Source organism: Clostridium boliviensis, assembly GCF_033342255.1.
GTDB classification, from domain to species: Bacteria; Bacillota; Clostridia; order Lachnospirales; family Lachnospiraceae; genus Lacrimispora; species Lacrimispora boliviensis.
The window spans coordinates 14599-35686 of sequence record NZ_JAWONS010000252.1; the positions used below are offsets into that span (position 1 = coordinate 14599).

The 21088-nt window shown below is 40.7% G+C and carries 19 protein-coding genes; 4 read left to right on the forward strand and 15 right to left on the reverse strand.

What is annotated here, in order from left to right:
- Positions 1-129 precede the first annotated feature (129 nt).
- The gene (locus RZO55_RS17055; RefSeq protein ID WP_318065463.1) at positions 130-1011 is read left to right on the forward strand and encodes a LysR family transcriptional regulator; all 882 of its coding nucleotides are present in this window, start codon (positions 130-132) and stop codon (positions 1009-1011) included.
- Here RZO55_RS17055 and RZO55_RS17060 read toward each other — a convergent pair.
- A complete protein-coding gene (locus RZO55_RS17060) occupies positions 1008-2441 on the reverse strand; it encodes an MDR family MFS transporter (RefSeq protein WP_318065464.1) in 1434 nt (477 codons plus the stop codon). The two genes, RZO55_RS17055 and RZO55_RS17060, sit on opposite strands and share 4 nt — an antisense overlap.
- Before the next feature lie 141 nt (positions 2442-2582).
- Between RZO55_RS17060 and RZO55_RS17065 the strand changes: the two genes are divergently transcribed.
- Entirely contained in the window at positions 2583-3167 is a 585-nt protein-coding gene (locus tag RZO55_RS17065; protein WP_318065465.1) for a TetR/AcrR family transcriptional regulator, read from the forward strand.
- A gap of 24 nt (positions 3168-3191) precedes the next feature.
- Here RZO55_RS17065 and RZO55_RS17070 read toward each other — a convergent pair whose 3' ends face one another.
- The 8 genes from RZO55_RS17070 to RZO55_RS17105 all read right to left on the reverse strand — a co-directional run bounded on the left by RZO55_RS17070 (position 3192) and on the right by RZO55_RS17105 (position 11308).
- Positions 3192-3878 (reverse strand): response regulator transcription factor, encoded by a 687-nt coding sequence (locus tag RZO55_RS17070; RefSeq protein WP_318065466.1) that lies wholly within the window; start codon positions 3876-3878, stop codon positions 3192-3194.
- Positions 3879-3969: 91 nt separating this feature from the next.
- A complete protein-coding gene (locus tag RZO55_RS17075; protein WP_318065467.1) occupies positions 3970-4809 on the reverse strand; it encodes a Nif3-like dinuclear metal center hexameric protein in 840 nt (279 codons plus the stop codon).
- 12 nt (positions 4810-4821) lie between these two features.
- The gene (locus tag RZO55_RS17080) at positions 4822-6651 is read right to left on the reverse strand and encodes a beta-glucoside-specific PTS transporter subunit IIABC (protein WP_318065468.1); all 1830 of its coding nucleotides are present in this window, start codon (positions 6649-6651) and stop codon (positions 4822-4824) included.
- Between the two features lie 19 nt (positions 6652-6670).
- Positions 6671-8134, reverse strand: coding sequence for a glycoside hydrolase family 32 protein (locus RZO55_RS17085; RefSeq protein ID WP_318065469.1), 1464 nt, complete (start codon positions 8132-8134; stop codon positions 6671-6673).
- Positions 8135-8245: 111 nt separating this feature from the next.
- Complete coding sequence (locus RZO55_RS17090) at positions 8246-9232, reverse strand: LacI family DNA-binding transcriptional regulator (RefSeq protein WP_318065470.1); 987 nt, start codon at positions 9230-9232, stop codon at positions 8246-8248.
- 266 nt (positions 9233-9498) lie between these two features.
- Positions 9499-9750, reverse strand: a complete 252-nt coding sequence (locus tag RZO55_RS17095) for a hypothetical protein (protein ID WP_318065471.1) — start codon at positions 9748-9750, stop codon at positions 9499-9501.
- The gene (locus RZO55_RS17100) at positions 9728-10897 is read right to left on the reverse strand and encodes a M56 family metallopeptidase (RefSeq protein ID WP_318065472.1); all 1170 of its coding nucleotides are present in this window, start codon (positions 10895-10897) and stop codon (positions 9728-9730) included. The genes RZO55_RS17095 and RZO55_RS17100 overlap by 23 nt, the downstream gene beginning before the upstream one ends.
- Positions 10898-10900: 3 nt before the next feature.
- The gene (locus RZO55_RS17105) at positions 10901-11308 is read right to left on the reverse strand and encodes a BlaI/MecI/CopY family transcriptional regulator (protein WP_318065473.1); all 408 of its coding nucleotides are present in this window, start codon (positions 11306-11308) and stop codon (positions 10901-10903) included.
- A 334-nt stretch (positions 11309-11642) separates the two neighbouring features.
- Between RZO55_RS17105 and RZO55_RS17110 the strand changes: the two genes are divergently transcribed.
- Positions 11643-12281, forward strand: a complete 639-nt coding sequence (locus RZO55_RS17110) for a hypothetical protein (protein ID WP_318065474.1) — start codon at positions 11643-11645, stop codon at positions 12279-12281.
- A 337-nt stretch (positions 12282-12618) separates the two neighbouring features.
- Here RZO55_RS17110 and RZO55_RS17115 read toward each other — a convergent pair whose 3' ends face one another.
- The gene (locus tag RZO55_RS17115; RefSeq protein WP_318065475.1) at positions 12619-14082 is read right to left on the reverse strand and encodes an RNA-binding domain-containing protein; all 1464 of its coding nucleotides are present in this window, start codon (positions 14080-14082) and stop codon (positions 12619-12621) included.
- A 25-nt stretch (positions 14083-14107) separates the two neighbouring features.
- Between RZO55_RS17115 and RZO55_RS17120 the strand changes: the two genes are divergently transcribed.
- Positions 14108-15001 (forward strand): LysR family transcriptional regulator, encoded by an 894-nt coding sequence (locus RZO55_RS17120; RefSeq protein WP_318065476.1) that lies wholly within the window; start codon positions 14108-14110, stop codon positions 14999-15001.
- A 64-nt stretch (positions 15002-15065) separates the two neighbouring features.
- Here RZO55_RS17120 and RZO55_RS17125 read toward each other — a convergent pair whose 3' ends face one another.
- The 5 genes from RZO55_RS17125 to RZO55_RS17145 all read right to left on the reverse strand — a co-directional run bounded on the left by RZO55_RS17125 (position 15066) and on the right by RZO55_RS17145 (position 21014).
- Complete coding sequence (locus tag RZO55_RS17125) at positions 15066-16130, reverse strand: tripartite tricarboxylate transporter substrate binding protein (RefSeq protein WP_318065477.1); 1065 nt, start codon at positions 16128-16130, stop codon at positions 15066-15068.
- 18 nt (positions 16131-16148) lie between these two features.
- The gene (locus RZO55_RS17130) at positions 16149-17669 is read right to left on the reverse strand and encodes a tripartite tricarboxylate transporter permease (protein ID WP_318065478.1); all 1521 of its coding nucleotides are present in this window, start codon (positions 17667-17669) and stop codon (positions 16149-16151) included.
- Positions 17670-17680: 11 nt separating this feature from the next.
- Complete coding sequence (locus tag RZO55_RS17135; RefSeq protein WP_318065479.1) at positions 17681-18178, reverse strand: tripartite tricarboxylate transporter TctB family protein; 498 nt, start codon at positions 18176-18178, stop codon at positions 17681-17683.
- 17 nt (positions 18179-18195) lie between these two features.
- On the reverse strand, positions 18196-19542 hold the full coding sequence (locus RZO55_RS17140; RefSeq protein ID WP_318065480.1) for an enolase C-terminal domain-like protein: 1347 nt from the start codon (positions 19540-19542) through the stop codon (positions 18196-18198).
- 143 nt (positions 19543-19685) lie between these two features.
- Entirely contained in the window at positions 19686-21014 is a 1329-nt protein-coding gene (locus RZO55_RS17145) for an enolase C-terminal domain-like protein (RefSeq protein ID WP_318065481.1), read from the reverse strand.
- Positions 21015-21088: the final 74 nt, after the last annotated feature.

Consider the following 21088-nt stretch of genomic DNA (forward strand, 5'->3'; position numbering starts at 1 on the left):
TTTCTCTCCCTTCTGTCATATCCATCATAATAAAAAAACTCACTTTTGTATAATTGAAGTTATTAAATATTGACTTCAAAATTATTGATGATAAAATAATGGGAGAAGAACCGGAAGGGGGATTACAATATGATAGAAATACGAAATTTACGAACATTGGTGAAAATAGCAGAGCTGGGAAGCTATACAAAAGCGGCCCAGGCCCTGGGATATGCCCAGTCAACCCTGACCTTCCAGGTTGGCGCAATTGAATCCTATTACAATTGTCCTGTCTTTGACCGTACCGGAAAAGCGCTTAAACTTACTGCATTCGGAGAACAGCTGCTGGAACATACCAATTCTGTATTACAGGAATACGACGCCCTGGAGCAGTTAGGCAGAAGCGATACTGCCCCCCGGGGCTGTTTACGGATCGGTGCCCCTGAGTCCCTGACACTGTACCGTTTACACCCTCTTATCATGGCTTATAAATCTGCTTATCCTCAGGTGGAAGTCCGTATGATCAACAGTCCCTGCGAACTGCTGTTAAAGGATTTATCTGCCGGACAATTGGATATCAGTTTTGTTCTTCAGCCAGAATGCATGGATCCGAATCTGTGCACGGAACTGCTTTCCCAGGAAAGAATGTGCCTGATCGCACCAGCCGGACATACACAGCAGGATTTTTTACCTGAATCCGGGCAAATGGTGCTTTACACAGAAAAGGAATGCACCTACCGCCAGGAATTTGACCGGTATCTGCAAAGGCATCACACAGTCCCTGCCAATATACTGGAAACATCCAGTGTGGAGGCAATCAAAAAATATGTATCCTCAGGTCTTGGTGTTTCATACCTGCCTTATTATTCCGTAAAAAAAGAAAGCGAAAGCGGAAGCCTTCGCACAAAGTTTATTGAGACAGATCTTACTTTTTTTACCCAGATTGTTTATCATAAAAAGAAATGGATCTCACCGGCCATAAAGGCACTGATCGCACTGAGCCGTGAATATGGCCGGAAATGGTCCGCCTAAGCCTCCGATTGTTTATACACAGCCAGAAACAGAGCAGGAATCACTGCTGCCACTGTAAATCCGGCAGACCACCCAAAAGCATAATTATACGCACCTGCAGCATTGTGTATCCCTGCTGCAGAGCGGCTGGCTAACTGGTGCTCTACAATTGTTGCAAAAACTGCAGACCCGAATGCGCCGCCGATTGTCTGCAGTATTCTTGTAGCAATACTTGCATGAGGAATCTGCTCGCCGTTTAATCCCACATACGCAGAGACCATGAGCGGGATGAATACTCCTCCAAGACCAGCCCCCCTTATTAAAAGTGCCACAGCTAACAGGATCCCATTTGTTGCGGAATCGGCAAAAACAAATGGCACAGTACCAACTGCCGTGATTATAAGACTGACCATAACGATTGGCCGTGCTCCTATACGGTCTGTCAGTTTACCCATCTGGGTTCTTGTAAGTAACATACCAACTCCCTGAGGAATCAGCATAAGCCCGGCATAGAGAACGCTTTCACCACGCACCTGCTGATAAAATAACGGAAGCAGAAGCATTCCGCCATTTGTTATAATTCCTGACATAAATAGCAAAAAAGATGTAGCAGAAAAATTGCCTGACTTGAACAGATGCAGATCAAGTACTGGTGAAATTCTCGTATGTAAGGCATAAAAAGCAAATACGGCCATCATTATCAGTCCTGTTAACACCGGAACAAGTACTGCACTGCTGTTTAATCCATCATGTGATGCTGTCTGCGCAATTCCATAAATGAGTAAGGCAAACGCCGGGGACAGCAAAAGAATGCCGGCAATATCAAGAGGCTGTTTCTCCTTTGCAGGACTATCTGCTGGTATACCCCAGAAAGCCAGCAATAAAGCGATAATGGTCACCGGAATATTGACATAGAAGATCCAGCGCCAGCCCAGACTGTTTACGATAATCCCCCCAAGAACCGGTCCCAGAATCGGCGCCAGAAGCATGGGCAGGCTGACAATTGACGCCATATGTCCTATATTTCGGCCCCCCGAAATCTGAACCAGCATGTTAGTCATGGTCGGCATCAATAAACCTGCGCCAATTCCCTGCAAGAGCCGAAACCCGATCAGAGTTCCTATATTCCATGACAGTGATGATAAAATGGAACCTGCAAGAAACATAGCCAGTGAGAATTCATACAGCCGCTTACCGCCAAGACGATTAATCGCCCAGCCGGAAATGGGAACAGCTATTGCCATTGCAAGTACATATCCAGTTATAACCCACTGAATTACGGAAACAGTACTTTTTAATTCGCCCGCTATTGTTTTTATGGCTACGTTCACCATTGTCGAATCCAACAACGGTGCAAGAGTACCAAACACCAGGATTATTGATACTTTGATCAGCATAGGATCAAGCTTATCTTTTTGCTTTTTGGAATCATTTGCTATACTTTCTGTCATTTGAAAGCCTCCTTGTTTTAAACTTTTAACTTTACTTAATCCAACAATCTGTTGTATTATCATATTGTAATGTTATTAAGATTCTTCATCAACCAACAATCATGGTTCATCTGTTGGATTTAAAAGCGTGGGAGGGATTTTTTGAAAAAGCAACCTGAAATCACAAAGCAGACAAAACAAAACTTATCAGATGCATTCTGGCAGATTTACTGTGAAAAACGGATCGAAAAGATCACAGTAAAAGACATTACAGAAAAGGCAGGTTATAACAGAAGTACATTTTATGAATATTATACTGACGTCTACGATGTGCTGGAGCAAATTGAAGCTTCTGTTTTACCAGATATTGAAAAGCACAAAAAAATTACACAAATAAAAAGCATACATTTCCCAATCAGGCATCTTGTGGAAGTGTTTAGTAAAAACAAACAATATCTTATCGTCCTGTTGGGGAAAAACGGCGATCCGGCATTTAGGGATAAAATGAAAAATACATACAAAGACCTGGTACGTCCTATACTTCAGTCCACCGAAACAGATGATTACATACTGGAATACGGTTTAGAGTTTGCAATGTCAGCTATTATTGGAATGATAACATATTGCTTTACAACGGAAGAACAACCTGATATAGAAAGAATGGCTCAGCTTCTTAGCAGTTTCATGAGCAATGGTCTGTTAAAAAGTCCCGAATTCGTGAAAAAAACAGGGCAGAAATCAGATTAAGATACACCTGATTTCTGCCCTGTTTTATCTTCTTGCATTGCCAGCAACCCTTAAAACATACCCCACTCCTCTAACTGTATGAATCAGCTTTACCGGCTGTCCTTCATCGATTTTCTTTCTTAAATACCGAATGTATACATCAACCATATTGGATTCACCTTCAAAATCATAATTCCATATATGCTGGCTGATTTTATCGCGGGATAACACAACCCCGGTATTGCGGATTAAATATTCCAGGATTGAAAATTCTTTGGAGGAAAGACGAATAAATTGTTTATTTCTTATGACTCTGCGGGCATCGCAGTTAACCGTTAAATCACCAACCTCAAAAATATTGCTGATATCTCCGTAGTGACGCCTTACCATGCCCCTTACTTTCGTTAAAAGCTCGTATGCGGAAAATGGCTTTTGCAGATATTCATCCGCCCCTGCCTCCGGACTGCCTACAAAATTCTCCATATTTCCCCCTGCAGTCATTAACAGCACCGGTGTGCTTTTTCCCTGGCTCCGGATTTTCTTTAACAGCTCAGGTCCGCTCAGTCCCGGAATCATAGTGTCCAGTATGATAGCGTCATAATCTGTCTTCTCAAGATACTCCAGTCCTTCAAGCCCATTAAGGCAGGAGTCTACCGTATAATGGTCCAGCTTAAGCTTTCTTACAAGCAGTCCATTTAAATCCGGTTCATCTTCCACCAATAAAATTCTCATTACCCTCATCCCTTTCATTCTTCCATAAGTACTACTGTCCGTATCTTATAAACATTATAACACAAGAATAATGAAAGGAACTACAACGAAATTACAAATAATCAAAGGGTTCTTTCGCATCAATAAAGTAAACGGTCTGCTCCGGAAGAAGCTGTTTCAGCCAGCTCACCAGATGTTTCATTCCGGACTCCTCACTTCTTTCATGACCTATAATAATCATGGATTTACCAAGCCCAAGCATGGAAGCATCTCTTATATAAGCACTTAGCGTCCATTCTGTGATATCTCCGCATATAACTGTATCTATATTATCTCTGCGCATGAAATCCATGGTATTTTTCTCGTCGCCAAGCCCCAGGCTGCCGCCTCCCACCAGTACACCGACACGGCGGCAGATTCCCTCCTGGTTACCAATTACTCTTGCACATTTCACCTCCAGAGAATTCTTCACTTTCATCACCAGCTCCTTAAGCTTCATCTCCGGAATCTGATAACACACCTGGGCTTTCAGCAGAGGATTCTTCTCCTCTTTTCTGAATTCTTTTCTTTCTTTATAATCGCTCCAGCCCATGTCCTGATCAAAGCCCTGATAAATCATATCCTCAGAAACCGCATGCATATAATCGTGAAACCGCCAGATTACAAGGTGGTTTTCTTCGATCAGCTGCTTCTTTTTTATATAAACCGGATCATTGAATAGCCATTCTTTTTGATCCCTTCCATTAAACCAGGTCGGTTCATGGGTAATGATGAAATTGGCTCCCAGTCTGACCGCCTCTGAAATCACATCAACGGTCGCCATAAACGAAGTGACAATTTTAGTAACCTCCGTATCCGGATCACCGATAATGATCTGGTCCACGGTTTTTTCCGGATCCAGAGTCACCCCTGTCTCCCTGATGATACTGTTAACGACTTCTCTTACTATCATTATCCATTCCTCCTACTCAACCTGGATTACCGGGTCTTTCAAGCTGCCCGGCTCCATTATCTTCACTTCCTGAAAGTGATCCGTATTCGTCACAATCAGCATCACAGTCGTATCATATCCCGCCTCTTTTACTTTATCAAATGCCACGGTTCCAATCACCTGGCCGGAGGTGATTTTATCTCCTTCCCGCACAAAAATATCAAAATATTTTCCATTAAGCTCAACCGTATTAATTCCAATATGAATGATCATCTCTGCGCCGTATTCCGTTTTAATCCCAATTGCATGCTTTGTAGGGAATACAGAAACCACCTCTCCATCTGCCGGCGCAAGAATCTCATCACTGGCTTGAATCACTCCAATTCCCTTTCCCAATGTGCCTGATGAAAAAACTTCATCTGCAACCTGACTAAGTTTAACAACTTTTCCTTTTACTGGTGCAGTCATTGTCTTTTTCACCGTCAGGCTTTCCTGTGACGAACCTGTTCCTGCGGACGTTCCCGTATCTTTCCCCGCAGATTCATAACCAAATATATAAGTCAGAAGAAATGTTCCCCCAAATGCAACAGCCATGGCAATTGCGAAGCTGACAGCCGGAGTATAGGAAGGAATAACCATAATACCTCCTGCCATCTGAGAAGCGTATATATGGAAAATTCCGCAAAGACCGCCTGCCACAGCACTCATGGACATTGCATATAACAGCCCCCGTCTGAATTTAAAGAATACTCCGTAAATTACAGGCTCTGTAATTCCTGTTAAAAAAGCAGGCACAAATGCAGAGAATGACAGCTCTTTTAACTTGATATCTTTGGTTTTAAAAAATACGCCCAGTGCCGCTCCTGCACCAGCATAAGCCGTCGCCTGAACGGTTGGAAGAAGAAAATCCTGACCCGCTGTGGATAAATTATTAATAATAACAGGAATGAGCGCCCAGTGAAGTCCAAGCATAACCGTAGGAATCCCTATGAAACCAAAAACAATGTTTGTAAGAACCGCATTTTTCCCCAGGGCAATTGTTAATACATTGGAAATGAACGTGCCTGTATAAATACCAAAAGGTCCAAACACAATTAATGTGATAGGCACCACCAGCATCAGAGACAGCATGGGAACAAACAACACCTGAAATACGCCTGGAATAATCTTTTTTAGCAGCCTGTCAATGAGGACATAGGTACAGATTGCCAGTATTACCGGGAAAACGGTAGAGGAATAGTCCATTAATACCACCGGTATATGCATGAAATCCGTCTGCCCCCCGGCTGTTGTTAAAAGCCTGGTATAGTTTGGCTCCAGAAGGGCTGCTCCAATGACACCGGATATGTAAGGATTCACTTTCATGCGGGTCCCAAATGTTATTCCCAGAATAATCGGGAGAAAATAAAACACTGCATTTGAGGCAGCTGTTAAAATTGCATAGGTTCCTGATGACGACTGCATTACCCCTGCTGAAACAAGAATCTGAAGCAACGCCTTTAGCATACCGGAGCCTAATATAGCCGGTATAATGGGGGTAAAGCTTCCAGAAATCACATTGAAAATCTTTGCTGACAGCTTTTGTTCCTTTCCTCCTTCATCAGCTTTACCGCTGTTTCCTTCTCCTGTCAGTTTTACTACCTCTTCATATACATCCTTTACATTGGTCCCGATGACAATCTGATACTGGCCCCCGCCCCGTACCACCTGCATAATATCTAACTTCTCCAAAGCTTCTTTGTCTGCCTTATCTTCATTTTTTAAAACAAAACGCAGTCTGGTCATGCAGTGAGTCAGACTCTGCACATTTTCCTTTCCTCCAATATTTTCCACAATCTTTTCTGCCAGATTTTTATTGCTCATGATTACACTCCATTCTAAACTAAACTTTTAAATTCCATTTCTGAATTGTTGCTTTTACAGAACCCTCTCTTGCTGTAAATACCGTCTCAACACCTGATTCCTTGGGGAAAATCCTTAATGAAAAACATACCTCTCCCTGATTAACAAATATTTCTAATGAGGATTCATCTGAAAATATCCGAAGCTCTCTCAACCCGTTCTTAAGCCTTGCTTTACGGAAACTGCCGTAGTCTTTCGCAAACACTTCTCCGGAAGCACTTCGGTCCACACATATCATCTGGTCTTTGCCAGAATACCGGATGGTTGTCTGTTCCTGTTTATTCTGCCTTACACGCATCTCAAAAATTCCTGCAGTCTGATTTATGATCTGAACCATCAGCTCATAATGTCTTCCATAAAATCTTACGTCCTGATAGCTTTCATCTTCCATGAGAATGGTCTCACAGACCGGTTCACTTCTAAGCAGTTCCATTTCCTTCACCGGATTTTGTCTTATACGCCCCTCTGCAATTGTCAGTTCTCTGGGAATTGTCAGGCAGTGGGCCCAGCCATACCGGTCAGTAGGATATGAAATTTCAGGCAGTCCCATCCAGCCAAACAAGATTCTTCTTCCCAAAGAATCTAAAAAGGTCTGAGGTGCATAAAAATCAAAACCATAATCAAGCTTCTCATAACGGTTTCCATCAAAGATTAATGTCTCCTCATCCATAGGACTCCCTATCAGATATCCTGATTCATAAATATTGGAATTCCCGGACTCCTCTGTTTCCATTCCCTGGGGACACATCATTAAAATGCCAGAGCCATCTGCCTCAAAATAATCAGGACATTCCCACATATAAGCTTTGGACTTCCATGGAACTGTCAGTTCACCCCGATACTTCCACTTCTTTAAATCAGAGCTTTGATAAATCAATGCCGTGCCTGTCTGTGCGATAGTCTGTGCACCAGTTATCATCAGATAACCATTCTTCCCCTTCCATACTTTTGGATCTCTGAAATGCTCAGTAATTCCTTCCGGCGGCTCTTGTATCAGGGGGGAGGTTTCTTTCCGGATTCTGCCTTCCTGATCCATAACTGCAAGACACTGGCTGCTGTGCCTTACCCAGTCATCATCTCTGTGATTGCCGGTATATAACAGATACAAAAGTCCATCTTTTTTTATACTGCTTCCAGAATAGACGCCATGGCTGTCAAAGCTTTGATCCGGTGCCAGCCCAATTCCTAAATCCTCCCAGATAATAAGGTCTTTTGAACGAAGATGATACCAGTACTTGGTTCCATGAACAGGTCCGAACGGAAACCATTGATAGAACAAATGATAGTAGCCATTGTACCACGCAAGACCATTGGGATCATTCAAAAGCCCGGTAACCGGCTGAATATGATAGCTTTGCCGCCATGGACTGTTCTGAACTTTTTTCCCCAGTTCCAGATACTCCTCTTCTGTTATGCCATCTGGCTTTGTAAAGCTTATTTTCATAGATTACCTCAACTTCCGCAATAATGGAACCGGTTCCAGCATTGGGTGAAATTATAAGGAACAGTTTCACTTTGTTTTGGAACCGGTTCCTTATAATTAATTTTACTTCTTCTATTGTAGTTTGTCAACACTAAAACGTTCAATTAACTCGTAGGGAGAGACTATGAGTTCTTCCGTTTTTTCATGTTCTAATAACTTAAGGAGACTTTTTGCTGCAGTACCTCCGGCTTCCTGGAAGAAGAACTTAACTGTTGTAATTCCAGGATATACCAGATCCGTAATCTTATCTCCTCCAACTCCCACAATTGAAAGCTGTTCCGGGACTTTTCTATCCAGAAGACAGCAGGCTTTTAACACTCCCACTGCAATGTTATCGGTTGCGGCAATAATCGCAGTAGGCTGATTTTTTTCTGTAAGAATTTTCTTTGCCATAATCACTGCGTCCTGGGAAGAGAAAGAAGTTTCCTCTACTTTAAGAACTATATTTTCATATTCCCCGGAAGCCTTTATCACACCCTGTTTCCTTTTTATTCCTACTGATACATCTGTCTCAGGAACTCCAAGATAAATGACGTACCGATGGCCTCTCTGGAAAATATACTTTCCCAGACAATACCCAGCCTCATAATCGTCGTGAATCACACTGGGAACACCAGGCACCTGCTGACCGATAACAACTATGGGAATTGAAATCTCATTAAAAGCTTTTTTATGCTTGTCCGTGATTACCGTGGCAGCCAGAATGATACCAGAAACCTTCTGTTTTGCAAGAGAATAGATACTTTCAATCTCTCTGGCATTATTCTGGTTCGTATTGGAAATGATTATCTGAAATCCGTTATCCTGCAATACATCATCAATGCCCAGCAGTGTTTCCGACATTGCATTGGAGTTCAGCCTTGGAATAATCACTCCGATAATTTTCGTTTTTTTCGCCTTTAAACTCTGGGCGAACTGATTGGGGGAATATCCTGTTTTTTTAATGACTGCTTCTATCCGTCCGGCTGTTTTTTCACTGACAGATCCCTGATTTAGATACCTGGATACAGTGCTTTTCGCAACACCGGACATCTCTGCTATTTCTTTAATACTTGCCATAAATGTTCCAACTTTCTGCCTTCATTATTCTTTTTCTAAACTTTATATTAATAAGACTGCCACTATTACTAGTTAATTCTGCGGTAGTATTGTGATTGGCAGATTCGTAAACACAAATTTTTTAAATACCTCATCTTAATCCTATTTTATGCTTTTTTAGTTATCAATTAGATTCTAGTATAACATGAATTAATCCTGGTGGAACACTTTTGAACAACAAAGTTTAGCAAGCAGACTTCAAATACTTTGAGGAAACGGTTGTTTTGTTATGATATTAATATCCAATCCTTATCAATCCATCTGGCATATGTATATGACCAGAGCCGTTTATACAGTTTGCCATTAATGACTTTATATTTATAACCAGTTTCTTCTGCCAAAAGGCGTATTTCAGAATTTTCAATATCCTGCATTTGTTCATTTGAATACCCAGATGCATAACTGTTAGTTGGTAAAAATACTAAAAACATAGTTGCTGCCAATAGGCAGGTAAGATTAATTATGGAAAACTTTTTCATGGTTTACCCCCTCGTTTATTATTTTCAAATGCTTTAAACTATCATCAATCACTGAAACAGTAGCTATTATATCTCCTTGCTCGTTGTAAAGATTATAACCTGAATCTGTTTTTACAAAATAATAACTACTTGATATTTCAGTCATGATTCCGTAATTTTGTATACCAGGCTCGCTGTAGGGTTGTATAACAAAGGTATACGACAGCATTAGCAAAACAAATGTAATTGGAATAAGCATTTTACTTCTTTGTTTCTTGATTTTTGAATAATTACTTTCAAGTAACATTTTAAATCGTTGTTCCATACGATCACTTTTCGCTTCTTCAACTAAGCAACAAGTTAATATAGACTTCTTTTGACTTTTTTCCTGATTTTGAATGACTTTGATTATAGCATTTAAATAACATTTTTGTTGCTGCCTATTTAAAAAACAACTAACTTTTTCATCTGAGTGCATCTCTAAAGTGTGTTCCACTTCCGTGTTAAAATATCTAAAAAACGGGTTCCACCAGAATATGGTCTGAATGATATCACAAATACATTTGATTATTACATGTCTCTGTTGGTAATGCTGCCACTCATGCAATAGAACACTAAATAATTCGTCGTCAGTGAAGTTTATATCTGGAAGCAATATGATTTGTGAATGAAAGCCGACTATTGCCGGTGTCCTTATGCCTTTGTGCATTATAATTTTTAATTCTTTTCTTATTCCGGTAAGATTTTGTATTTTTTCTAAGGTTGTTTTTACGCGCTGGTCTTCACAATCCGGAAAAATACTTAGTATATTAGATAATCTTCTATACTCACTTATCTTAATGTAAAATTTATATAATGCAACTCCAACGCTTATGAGAATCAAAATTTCTAATATGTTAACAGTAATACCTTTGCTGTAAAAATTAATTAGAGGATAAGTTAATACATATTGTAAAGAAGGCAATAAATTTTTAGACCTGATAATTTGAGTATAGAATAGTTCAGTTGGTAAAAAGAACCTAATTAAACATAAACAAATCAAAAAAATCAAAGGATAAATCGAAAAAGTTCTTAATAGAATCATTTGCCTGCTTAATAATTTTATAACTATTGCAAAAATACTTACCCAAATAAGTGAAGTCAAGAAGGAGAACAATGTTACCCCCATAAACTAGTCCTCCCTGTATTGGTTTAATAGTTCCTGTAAAGCTTCCGCAATTTCTTTTTTGCATTTTTTTTTGCCCAAAAGCGTTGATATTAAAGATAAACCCTCCTGATCATGTCCCTGATAATATCTATCAAATTGCATAACAGCATATTCATTGGCTGATATTGTTGGTCGAAACAGACGACCGTAGGACTTTCCGATTTTGGTTATTTCAGCTACTTCAATAGCTTCCTTTTTTTCAAGCGTTCTCAAAATACTTTGTATTGAACTTGAGGGCCAAATTCTATTAGGAATTCTTTCTGCAATTTCGGTAGCACATAAAGGAGTATCTGATGCCCACAAAACTTTCATAGCAGATTCTTCCTTATTTGTAAGAAAAAAACATGAATTGATGTCTTTATTGCCTTGCATAGTATTCACCTCCTAATTTTATGACTTTTATCAAATTATAAATTAAAACTATAAAAAAGTCAATTAATGTTAAAATCATAAATAATAACAAAACGATTTTAATTTTTAAAATCGTTATTGACAAAGTAAATTTACCGTAATATTATATAAACTATAATATCATGAGTGCTAGAACCATAAAAGAAGTAGGGGGGGGAATTAAAAGGCGGGTTTGGATTCTAATCTTTGTCCAAAGCCGTATAGTATTTAGATAGGGGGGGGGATTCCATTGTTTTTATAAAGAAAAATACTATGAAATAGCACTACATTTAAGAAAAGAGGAGGTTTATTTATAATGAGATTATTTATTCCAAAAAAGAAGTATAAGACTTTGAGTGCCATGCTTATGGCTTTCACACTTATGTTTAGTTTTAGTGTAAATGCACAACCCACAACACAGGGGAATCTAGTTAGTGTAGAATCCCGTGATAAAGAAACAATTGTAAAGGCATTAGGTCTTAATCCTGATGAAATTAAAAGTGTTGAAATTTATGATATTGTTAAGCCAATAGAAATTGAGAAAATATCAGGAAATGACAACCACTTAATGGCTTGGTATGATACAGGAGCCACTATAAAACGTACAGATGGTCCACGCGAAAGTTGGAGTTCACTTCCCACTGCTTCTGACTATATTTCACCTGGAGGAAGTATATCACATACTTATACAAAACAAGTTTCAAAATCAGCTTCCTTCACGGTCGGGGTTGCACCTATAAAGGAAATATCAGCACAGTTAGGATATGGCTTATCAAGTACTTCTACAGTCTCAAAAACTATATCTCAAAGTAACAATACATCTAATGGAATGTATGTCGATGTATATATAATTTATCAATCATATGATTATTCAGTATATGGCAAACCTTCTGGTGATTATTATGGAAGAGGAGGTTTTACTGTTGCAACAGGCTTGGGAGTAATAACCAGATAATGGAAGTAGGTAAATATGAATAAAGTTCCTTTCTACTATGTTATAACATTTATGTTTGAAGCAATTGGTTTCACTTTGATATTAAACTGCTATAAGATAGCAGAGTATAAGTTGGATTTAAAGCTATTAACAATGCAGAAACTAGATGTTCCCCTTGAATTTAATTATAATTATTTAAATATCATATCAAACAACTATAGAATAACAGGCATTTTGCTATCATTATTAGGCGGTATTTTTTTAATTAAAATTTTATTTAGTGGGAATAGATAAAAAAATGCCATGAACGTTTTTGTTCATGGCATTTTTTTAGGCTTAAATCAAAAAAATCCAATCCTTAAAACTTCGCCACATATTTTGTTAATTTACCATTCCCAACCTTACCAATCAAATCTTTATCCAGCATTTCCTTAAGCATATTAATTGCATGAGTTGTCCCAGACCCCAGGGTTTCTTCAACATCGGAGCGGGTAATTTCTCTTTGTTTCTCAAATAATTTTATTATAGGTAAATACTTTTCATTTTTATCCATCAATACTCTTGCATGTATATTAGGCAGCACTACCCTAAATGCACCTTCCACATTTTCAAACTCAGGCTGTACTGAAAATTCTTTATAACAGCTTATTATTTTACTGATTCCTGTCCCATATGCTTCAATAAGCTTCATCCTGTAAAAAAGTGCTGCAAGTTTTTCATTTCTGGATTGAGACGCTCCTAACATAGCTGCCTCTAAAGATAATCCAGGTACCAGGCTTCCTAAGGATATTATCTCCAGTCTGTCTGAATAGAGATTAATGAAAGTACTGCCGCTGAAAGAATAATCCCTGTGAACAATTGCATTTAACAATGCTTCGCGAACAGCATATTCCGGATAATCTCTTTCATCTGTTCGAAGCAAATCATGAAAAGAAGCCTTTGTCCCATTGTAGAAATCAATGGTCCTGTAAGCATCATTAAGCTGAGTAAACAGGGAGCCTGTAAATTCTTTTCTGTCCCTGAAAACCAACTTATCTGTACCTTGGAATATGGCAAATTTAATAGAATGTATACATTGATCAGAAACAAGTAAACCCATATTTGTATAAATACCATCAGAAGAAAGAATTCCTAAATTCTTCATTTGAATATCGGTAAATTCTAACCCTCTCTTTTTTAACTCCTCATCCAGTCTGTAAAAAGTCAGTTCCTGAAAGAGGGATCGATTTGTTTCAAATGAATCACCGTCAGTGGTTTTTATCATCATGCGTATTGCATCTTCAGAAGCAGGTGCTGATGTAGTCCCGCTTCTGACATATACTCCTGTAGGTTTAAGCCCTTTGTCAGACAAATAGTAAGGTTTTTTTGTCCCCTGACTGACAGTCAGCTTAATAAAAAATTTAGTCTTTTCCTGTAGCAGTTCAATATTTGTAAACATGGACACATCAGGGCGTATACTGTCTCTCATAGAATTACATATCTGCTGCATTACAAAATCAGCATCATCAAGACCAACTATCTCGCCATTATCATTAACACCTATATAGATTGTCCCACCATTTGTATTGGCAAAAGCAACAATTTCTTTTTTTAAATCAGCTGTATAAATTTCTTTTAACTCAATTGTTTCACTTTCATATAACTTCACGGTTCCACCCCTTCTATCACTTTCTATCTTTACTATCACAATACTAACACACCAAGTGATAGAAAGCAAGAATAACCAGCTGACATATTGTGACAAAAGAAACGCAATTAATGCAAATATATCCCAACTATGATATGATAATAAATAATAACAATACTCCCTACCCCAATACACATCGCATAAACAAGGAGGCACTTTTATGGACACCCGCTATCTGACTTACATTCTGACTATCGCCAAAAAAGAAAACATGACAAAAGCCGCCGAAGAACTTTTTGTCTCCCAATCCACCTTAAGCCAGTACCTCTCAAAGCTGGAAAGTGAACTGGGAACCCCATTGTTTTACCGGAGCAAGGGCCGGTTAACCCTCACTCCGGCAGGCTCTCTTTATATAGAAGCTGCAAAAAAAGTCATGTCCATTAAAAATGTTCTCTATCAGAATATCCAGAATATTGACAACCGCGGTCACATAACCGTAGGAGTGACGTCACAGTTCGGTCTTGATATGCTGACCGATATTATTCCTGCCTTCAAGTCTCAATACCCGGATATTATCATTGAAATTTCAGAAACCAATCTTCCGTCACTTACAAAGATGATACTGGAGGAAAGTATCGACTGCGGAATCATGGCAATGAATGAAATCTCTCCCTTTTCCCCTGATCAGGTGAGCATTCTTAAGAAGGAAGAAGTTTTATTCTCCATTCCCGTTAATCACCCCTACCGCAAAATCAATCCGGACAAACCTATCGGAATCAGAGAATTTGCAAAAAATTTCGGGGAAGAGAATATCCTCCTGTCGAAAAAAGGTTCCACTCTTCGGCACCTTACCGACATGATTCTGGAAGATGCCGGCTGGATTCCCAGTACAGTCTGTGAAACCAACAGCATTTCTACAACCAGAAGTATGGTGGCAATGGGAATTGGCGTCACATTTATCAGTGAATCCTGTTCATCCGACCGTGAGCATGTAGCTTACTATAGTGTGGAACCAACGCTTACCAGATTAAACGCACTGGTAACAAGAAAAAACTGGGTTCAAAGTCATGCAAGTCAATACTTATGCGATTCTATAAAGAACTATTTCCATTAAAAATCAGCCCTGGGTGCCGGTACTTAACCGACACCCAGGGCTGTCTTACTGATCTCTGAATAAATTATTTTGCAAGATCGTCTGCAATCTGCTTAATCTCATTGTAAATCTTTTCGTCATTTGCTTCCGAATCAGCGGAACTTAAGTAGTAAGGCATCATCTCAACTTTGGCAATCGCCTCTTTCACTTCCGGATCTTCGGTCATTTTCTTAACTAGCTGATCGTACCAGGCAATTACGTCATCAGATGTATCCTTGGGGAAATAGAAGGAAAATTCGCAGTTTGGATATACTAAATTTACACCCTGCTCTGCTAAAGTGGGAATATCCTTAATTAATTCATAACGCTCTTTTGTAGGAGCTCCAAGGCAGACAAACTGTCCTGCTTCCAGATAATCCTTACAGTTAATATAAGCACCCGGCATTAAATCCACCTGACCGGAAAGCATGGCTGCAACCTTATCGGAGTTGGAACCTACGTCAACCAGATCCAGATCAATTCCTGCCACCTTCTCAAATGCAAGCAGCTCATAGTAAGTATAAGCACCCACTTCGGTACATGCTTTTAACTTGCCTGGGTTTGCCTTTGCTGCCTGGATAAACTCATCAAGTGTCTTAAACTTCTCCGGATTTGCGTATAACTGCTGTGCCGGATCAAGTGCAAATGTCGGTCCTAATTTAAACGCGGTATAGTTATAATCGGTAACACCTGCAATATTTGCCACATTTACCAGGTTGTGTCCATAAAGGAAGGTATGTCCATCCGGTGCTGCGGAACGAACCTGATTTGCTGCTACGGAACCGGCTGCACCATTGGCATTTACCACAATAAAATCAGCACCTGTCATTTTCTTTGCATACTCTGCAAACACACGGGCGGAAAGATCTGTGTTACCGCCTGCTCCTGCCGGAACCACGATGGATACAGTAGTAGTTGGCTTCCAGTCAGAAGCTGCTGCCTCAGTACCTGCCGCTTCTGACCCCTTTGTGGTCGCTGCCTCGGTGCCTGCTGCTTGTGTTGTTGCTGCTGTTGTTGCCGCTGTTGTTGTCTCTGTCTGGCTTCCTCCACATGCTGTCATGCTAAGAACCAGCCCCGCCGCCATTACTGCTGCCAAAAATCTTTTTTTCATAGTTTCTGCTCTCCTTTTTTATGATTGTTCAGCTGCCTTTACACCCTTTTTGTTTAAGTACATCTTGTATTCTTTATAAACTGTCCAAACCACAACCCCGATTGCGACAAAAAAGAAGGCGTCGAAAATCGGTCTCTGGAAGAAGGCTCCAAAAGATTTGTACTGCATGATTCCTCTTCGGAGATATGTCTCCAGCATTTTTCCTATGAGAAAGCATAATACAAACGGTGTCGTCGGAAGTCTGAACTTATGATATAAGTATCCTACCAGTCCAAATAAAATTATGGACTGTACATCGAAGATCCGGTTATTGGTGGCGTAAGCACCCACACAGCATAAAACCAGGATCAGAGGCATCAGTATGTGCTTAGGAATCTTTAAAAGCTGTACAAATACCCTGATTCCAAAGAACTCAATTAACAGCATCAGAGTAACACAAATCATACAGGCTGCGAAGATTCCGTATACCACATCTGCATTTTTAACAAATAACAGAGGTCCTGCTGATAAACCATGGATCAAAAAGCCTCCCAGCATCATGGCAGTCACCCCATCTCCGGGAATTCCCAGAACCAGCAGCGGAATCATAGCACCGCCGATGGTGGCGTTGTTGGCGGTTTCAGTTGCTACGATTCCGTCAGGACAGCCTTTTCCGAATTCCTCCGGATGCTTTGACATGTTTTTAGCAGTTACATAAGAAAGCATTCCAGAAGTACTTCCTCCAATACCGGGTAGAATACCGATTCCGGTTCCAATCAAAGCGGAACGTATGGCATTAGGGATCTGATATATAAAATCCTTCCAGGAAAATCCAAAGCCCTTAATCGGCTTCATTCTGATCACATCCAGCGCTCCATTCCCCATAGATTCCGCTGTTATCAGAATTTCCGATATGGCAAAGATACCAATCAAAGTAGGAAGGGTATCAAAGCCCGCCATCAGGGAGCTTGACCCAAAGGTAAATCGGGCCGTACCGTCAATAGGAGCCATTCCCACCAGCGCAAAGATCAGTCCCAGCATACCTGCCAGAACACCCTTTACCATGGAGCCGGAAGCCAGCACCGCAACCATGGTAAGTGCAAAAAAGGAAATACCAAAGTTTTCGGCTGGAGTAAACTTTAATGCGATATCCGCCAGTAAAGGAGCGCAGAATGTCAGAACAATAAAGGAAAAGATAGATCCAATAAAGGAAAAGACAATTCCGTATCCCAGTGCCTTACCGGCTTCTCCGTTCTTTGCCATTGGGTGCCCGTCAAAACAGGTTGCAATGGAAGAGGCTGTACCCGGCATATTAAGAAGAATAGCTGAGATCAGGCCTCCTGATATACCGCCGATATAAACTGCAACCAGCATATTCATTCCCATGGAAGGAGACATACTGAAGGTAAGAGGCAGAAATAATGCCACTGCCATAGATGCGGATAAACCGGGAATGGAACCAAATATAATTCCGACAGTCACTCCTGCAGCCATAAGCATCAGAGAAGACGGAGTAAAGATTCTTGCATACGCGCTTCCCAAAGAAATTAATGCGTTCATAGTTTCCCCTCCTATAAGTTAATGGTGAATATCCCGGCAGGCAGTATGATCTTAAATCCATACCGGAACAGGAAGAATACCACAAAGGTAAATATAACAGTAATGATTACAAGCTGTATAATATCCTTTTTTTTCTTCTTATCATCAGGAGCCAGAATATACATCTGCAAAGGCAGATAAAGAATGGTAGAAACAATAAATCCTACGGGATGAAGTAAATAAACATATACCAGAATCAGAATAAAGCTGATCAGCATTCGTTTGTAATCCAGATTTTCCTTTTCCATTGTTTCTGCTTCTGCTGTTCGTATCTTTAAGTTTTTAATATTTAAAAATGCCAGGACTGCTGCCAGTGCAAAGGTCACAATTCCGATGCACATGGGCATGAAATCCGGTCCGATATCCATAATTGCTGATTTAGGCAGCATCTTTGCCATAATCATCATTCCTGCAGACAGGATCATAAAAAATCCACCTACAATGATATCCCCATATTTTTTAATAAACATTGACTGTTCTCCTCCTTTTATCTTACCAATGCCGGCTTTTTACAGTCATACTTCCAGCCAGGTATTAAATACTGCATCGCCAGAGCGTCATCTCTGTCATGAGAGGAAAGACTGTTATACAGGGCATTTGCCTCCATAACCCGCTCCATATTTATGGTTACTCCCAGACCTGGTCTGTCAGGTACCTCTAAATAACCGTTTTTAATAGACGGAGTATCGTTTAGCAGATTCTGTCCATCCTGCCAGATCCAGTGGGTATCAAGTGCAGTTGGCTTCCCTGGTGCTGCAGCCGCCACATGAGCAAATGCTGTCAGCGTAATATCAAAGTGATTGTTGGAATGACTCCCCCAGGTCAGTCCCCAGTCATTTAGAATCTGTGCCATTCGCACACTTCCTTCAAATCCCCAGAAATGAGGATCTGCCAGAACGATATCCACCGCTTTCAACGCTGCTGAATGATAGAACTGTCTCCAGTCTGTTGCGATCATATTAGTTGCTACCGGCAGATTGACGGCATTTTTAAATTCAGCCATAATCTCCCTGCTTGAAAAACCGGATTCCGGGCCACATGGATCTTCTATGTAGGATAAGATTCCCTCCATCGGTTTACAAAGATTGATTGCTTCCTTAAGACTCCATGCTCCGTTGGGATCTATGTTAATTCTGCCTTCTGGAAATGCAGACTTTAACGCCCTGACTGCTTCCATTTCCTTTTCGCCCTCAAGTACACCGCCTTTGAGCTTAAAATTATTAAATCCATATTTTTCGTGAAGAACACTGGCCTGCTCTGCGATTGCTTCCGGAGTAAGCATCTGTTTACGGCGCAGGCAAAACCATGGATCGCTGCTGCCGTTCTCATCCAGATATGGTAAAGAAGCCTTTTCTTTGCTGCTGACATAGAATAAATATCCCAGTGTCTCAACCTTGTCCCTTTGCTTCCCCTCTCCCAGTAGTTCACACATGGGCAGTCCCAGATGCTGTCCTAACAGATCAAGAAGTGCACACTCAATGGCCCATTCTGCTTTTACAACAAACTTCAGCTTACTGATGTCCAGGGTCTGTATTCCTTCCCCATCATCTTCCTGTGCTCTTGTTCCAGCCTTATGAATTGAATTTATAATACTGCGGTATTTCCCGATTGGCTGGCCAACTACCAGTGAGGTGCAGCTTCTTAATGCTTCACAGGTATAATCTCCTCCATGAATTTCACCGATCCCCGTATTTCCGGCGCTGTCCTCCAGGATTACTAAATTTCTGGTAAACCACGGTGCGTGTGCTCCACTCAACGTCATCAGCATGCTGTCATAACCTGCTACCGGAATAACCTGCATCTTCGTAACAACCGGTGTTCCTGAGTGCTCCATATCTTTCTTTTCCTTCCTTTGGTCATATTGCATATGTTTTATTTTATTTTTCTTTCTTTCATACGCATTATACCAATACAGCTTCCATAAATCCAATAATTAATACCGATTGAATCGATAAGAAACAGTAATAATCCGTCAAATTAACGAACCAGGCATGGTTTTTTGGGATTAAATTTCCATCCTGGGATCAGATACTGCATACCCACGGCATCATCTCTTCCCCCCAGACAGTGGTCAAGATACAGCTGATGGGCTTTCTTTATCTGATCCATGTCCGCCTCAATACCCAGACCCGGTTTCTTGGGAACCTGAATGCTGCCATTTTCAATTTTAAGAGGTTCTTTTGTCAGCCGCTCTAATCCCTCCTGCCAGATCCAGTGAGTATCAAGTGCATTGTATTCACCAGGAGCTGCCGCACCCACCTGAGTAAACATGGCAAGGGATATATCAAAATGATTGTTGGAGTGGGAGCCCCATGTATAGCCGAAATCATGGCACATCTGTGCAACCCGGACAGAACCGTTCATCGTCCAGAAATGAGGATCTGCCAGTATAATATCGACTGCCTGGGATTCCAGGGAATGCCCCACCTCTCTCCAGTCTGTTGCTATCATGTTGGTAGCTGTAGGGAAACCGGTGCGGCGGCGGAACTCGCTGACAATCTCCCTTCCGGAATAAACGCCCTCTGCTCCGCATGGGTCCTCACAGTAGGTTAATATACCCTGCATCCCTTTGACATACTCAACAGCCTCCTCAAGGAGCCACCCTCCATTGGGATCTAAATCGATGCGCGCATCCGGGAATGCTTTCTTTAATTCCCGGATTACATCCATCTCTTCATTTCCTTTCAGCACGCCGCCTTTCAGCTTAAAGTCCTGGAATCCGTATTTTTCTCTGGTGGCTTTTGCAAATGCCACGATCTTTTCAGCAGTCAGGGCTTCCTCATGACGGATGCGGTACCACTCACAGTCCGAATTCGGCTCGGAATCATATGGCAGATCCGTCTTGTTTCTGTCTCCCACAAAGAATAAGTAACCCAGCATACGTACGCTGTCTCTCTGTTTTCCTTCTCCTAACAGTTCGCAGACCGGTACATCTAAATATTTTCCTAACAGATCCAGGCAAGGGGCCTCAATAGCTGTGATTACATGAACTCCAGTCCGTAAATCAAAAGTCTGGTTTCCTCTTATATCCTCTTCCCCTCTGGAGTCTAAATATTTCTTTACTCTTAAAAGAGTACTCTTATATTCACTGATTTTAGTGCCTGTCACAAGTGGAATACAATCGGTAAGTGCATCGGTGATTTTTTCTCCTCCCGGTACTTCACCCACTCCCATTTCTCCGTTATCTGCATACAGGACTACAACATTTCTGGTAAAAAATGGTGCATGGGCTCCGCTTAAATTTAATTCCATGCAGTCTTTTCCTGCTACTGGATAAACCTCCATTTTAGTTATCACTGGTGTCATCTTTATCTCCTTCATCAAATACCAAATAGACTTTTATAATCTGATTATATCTTCCTTATCTCCATCATTCTATT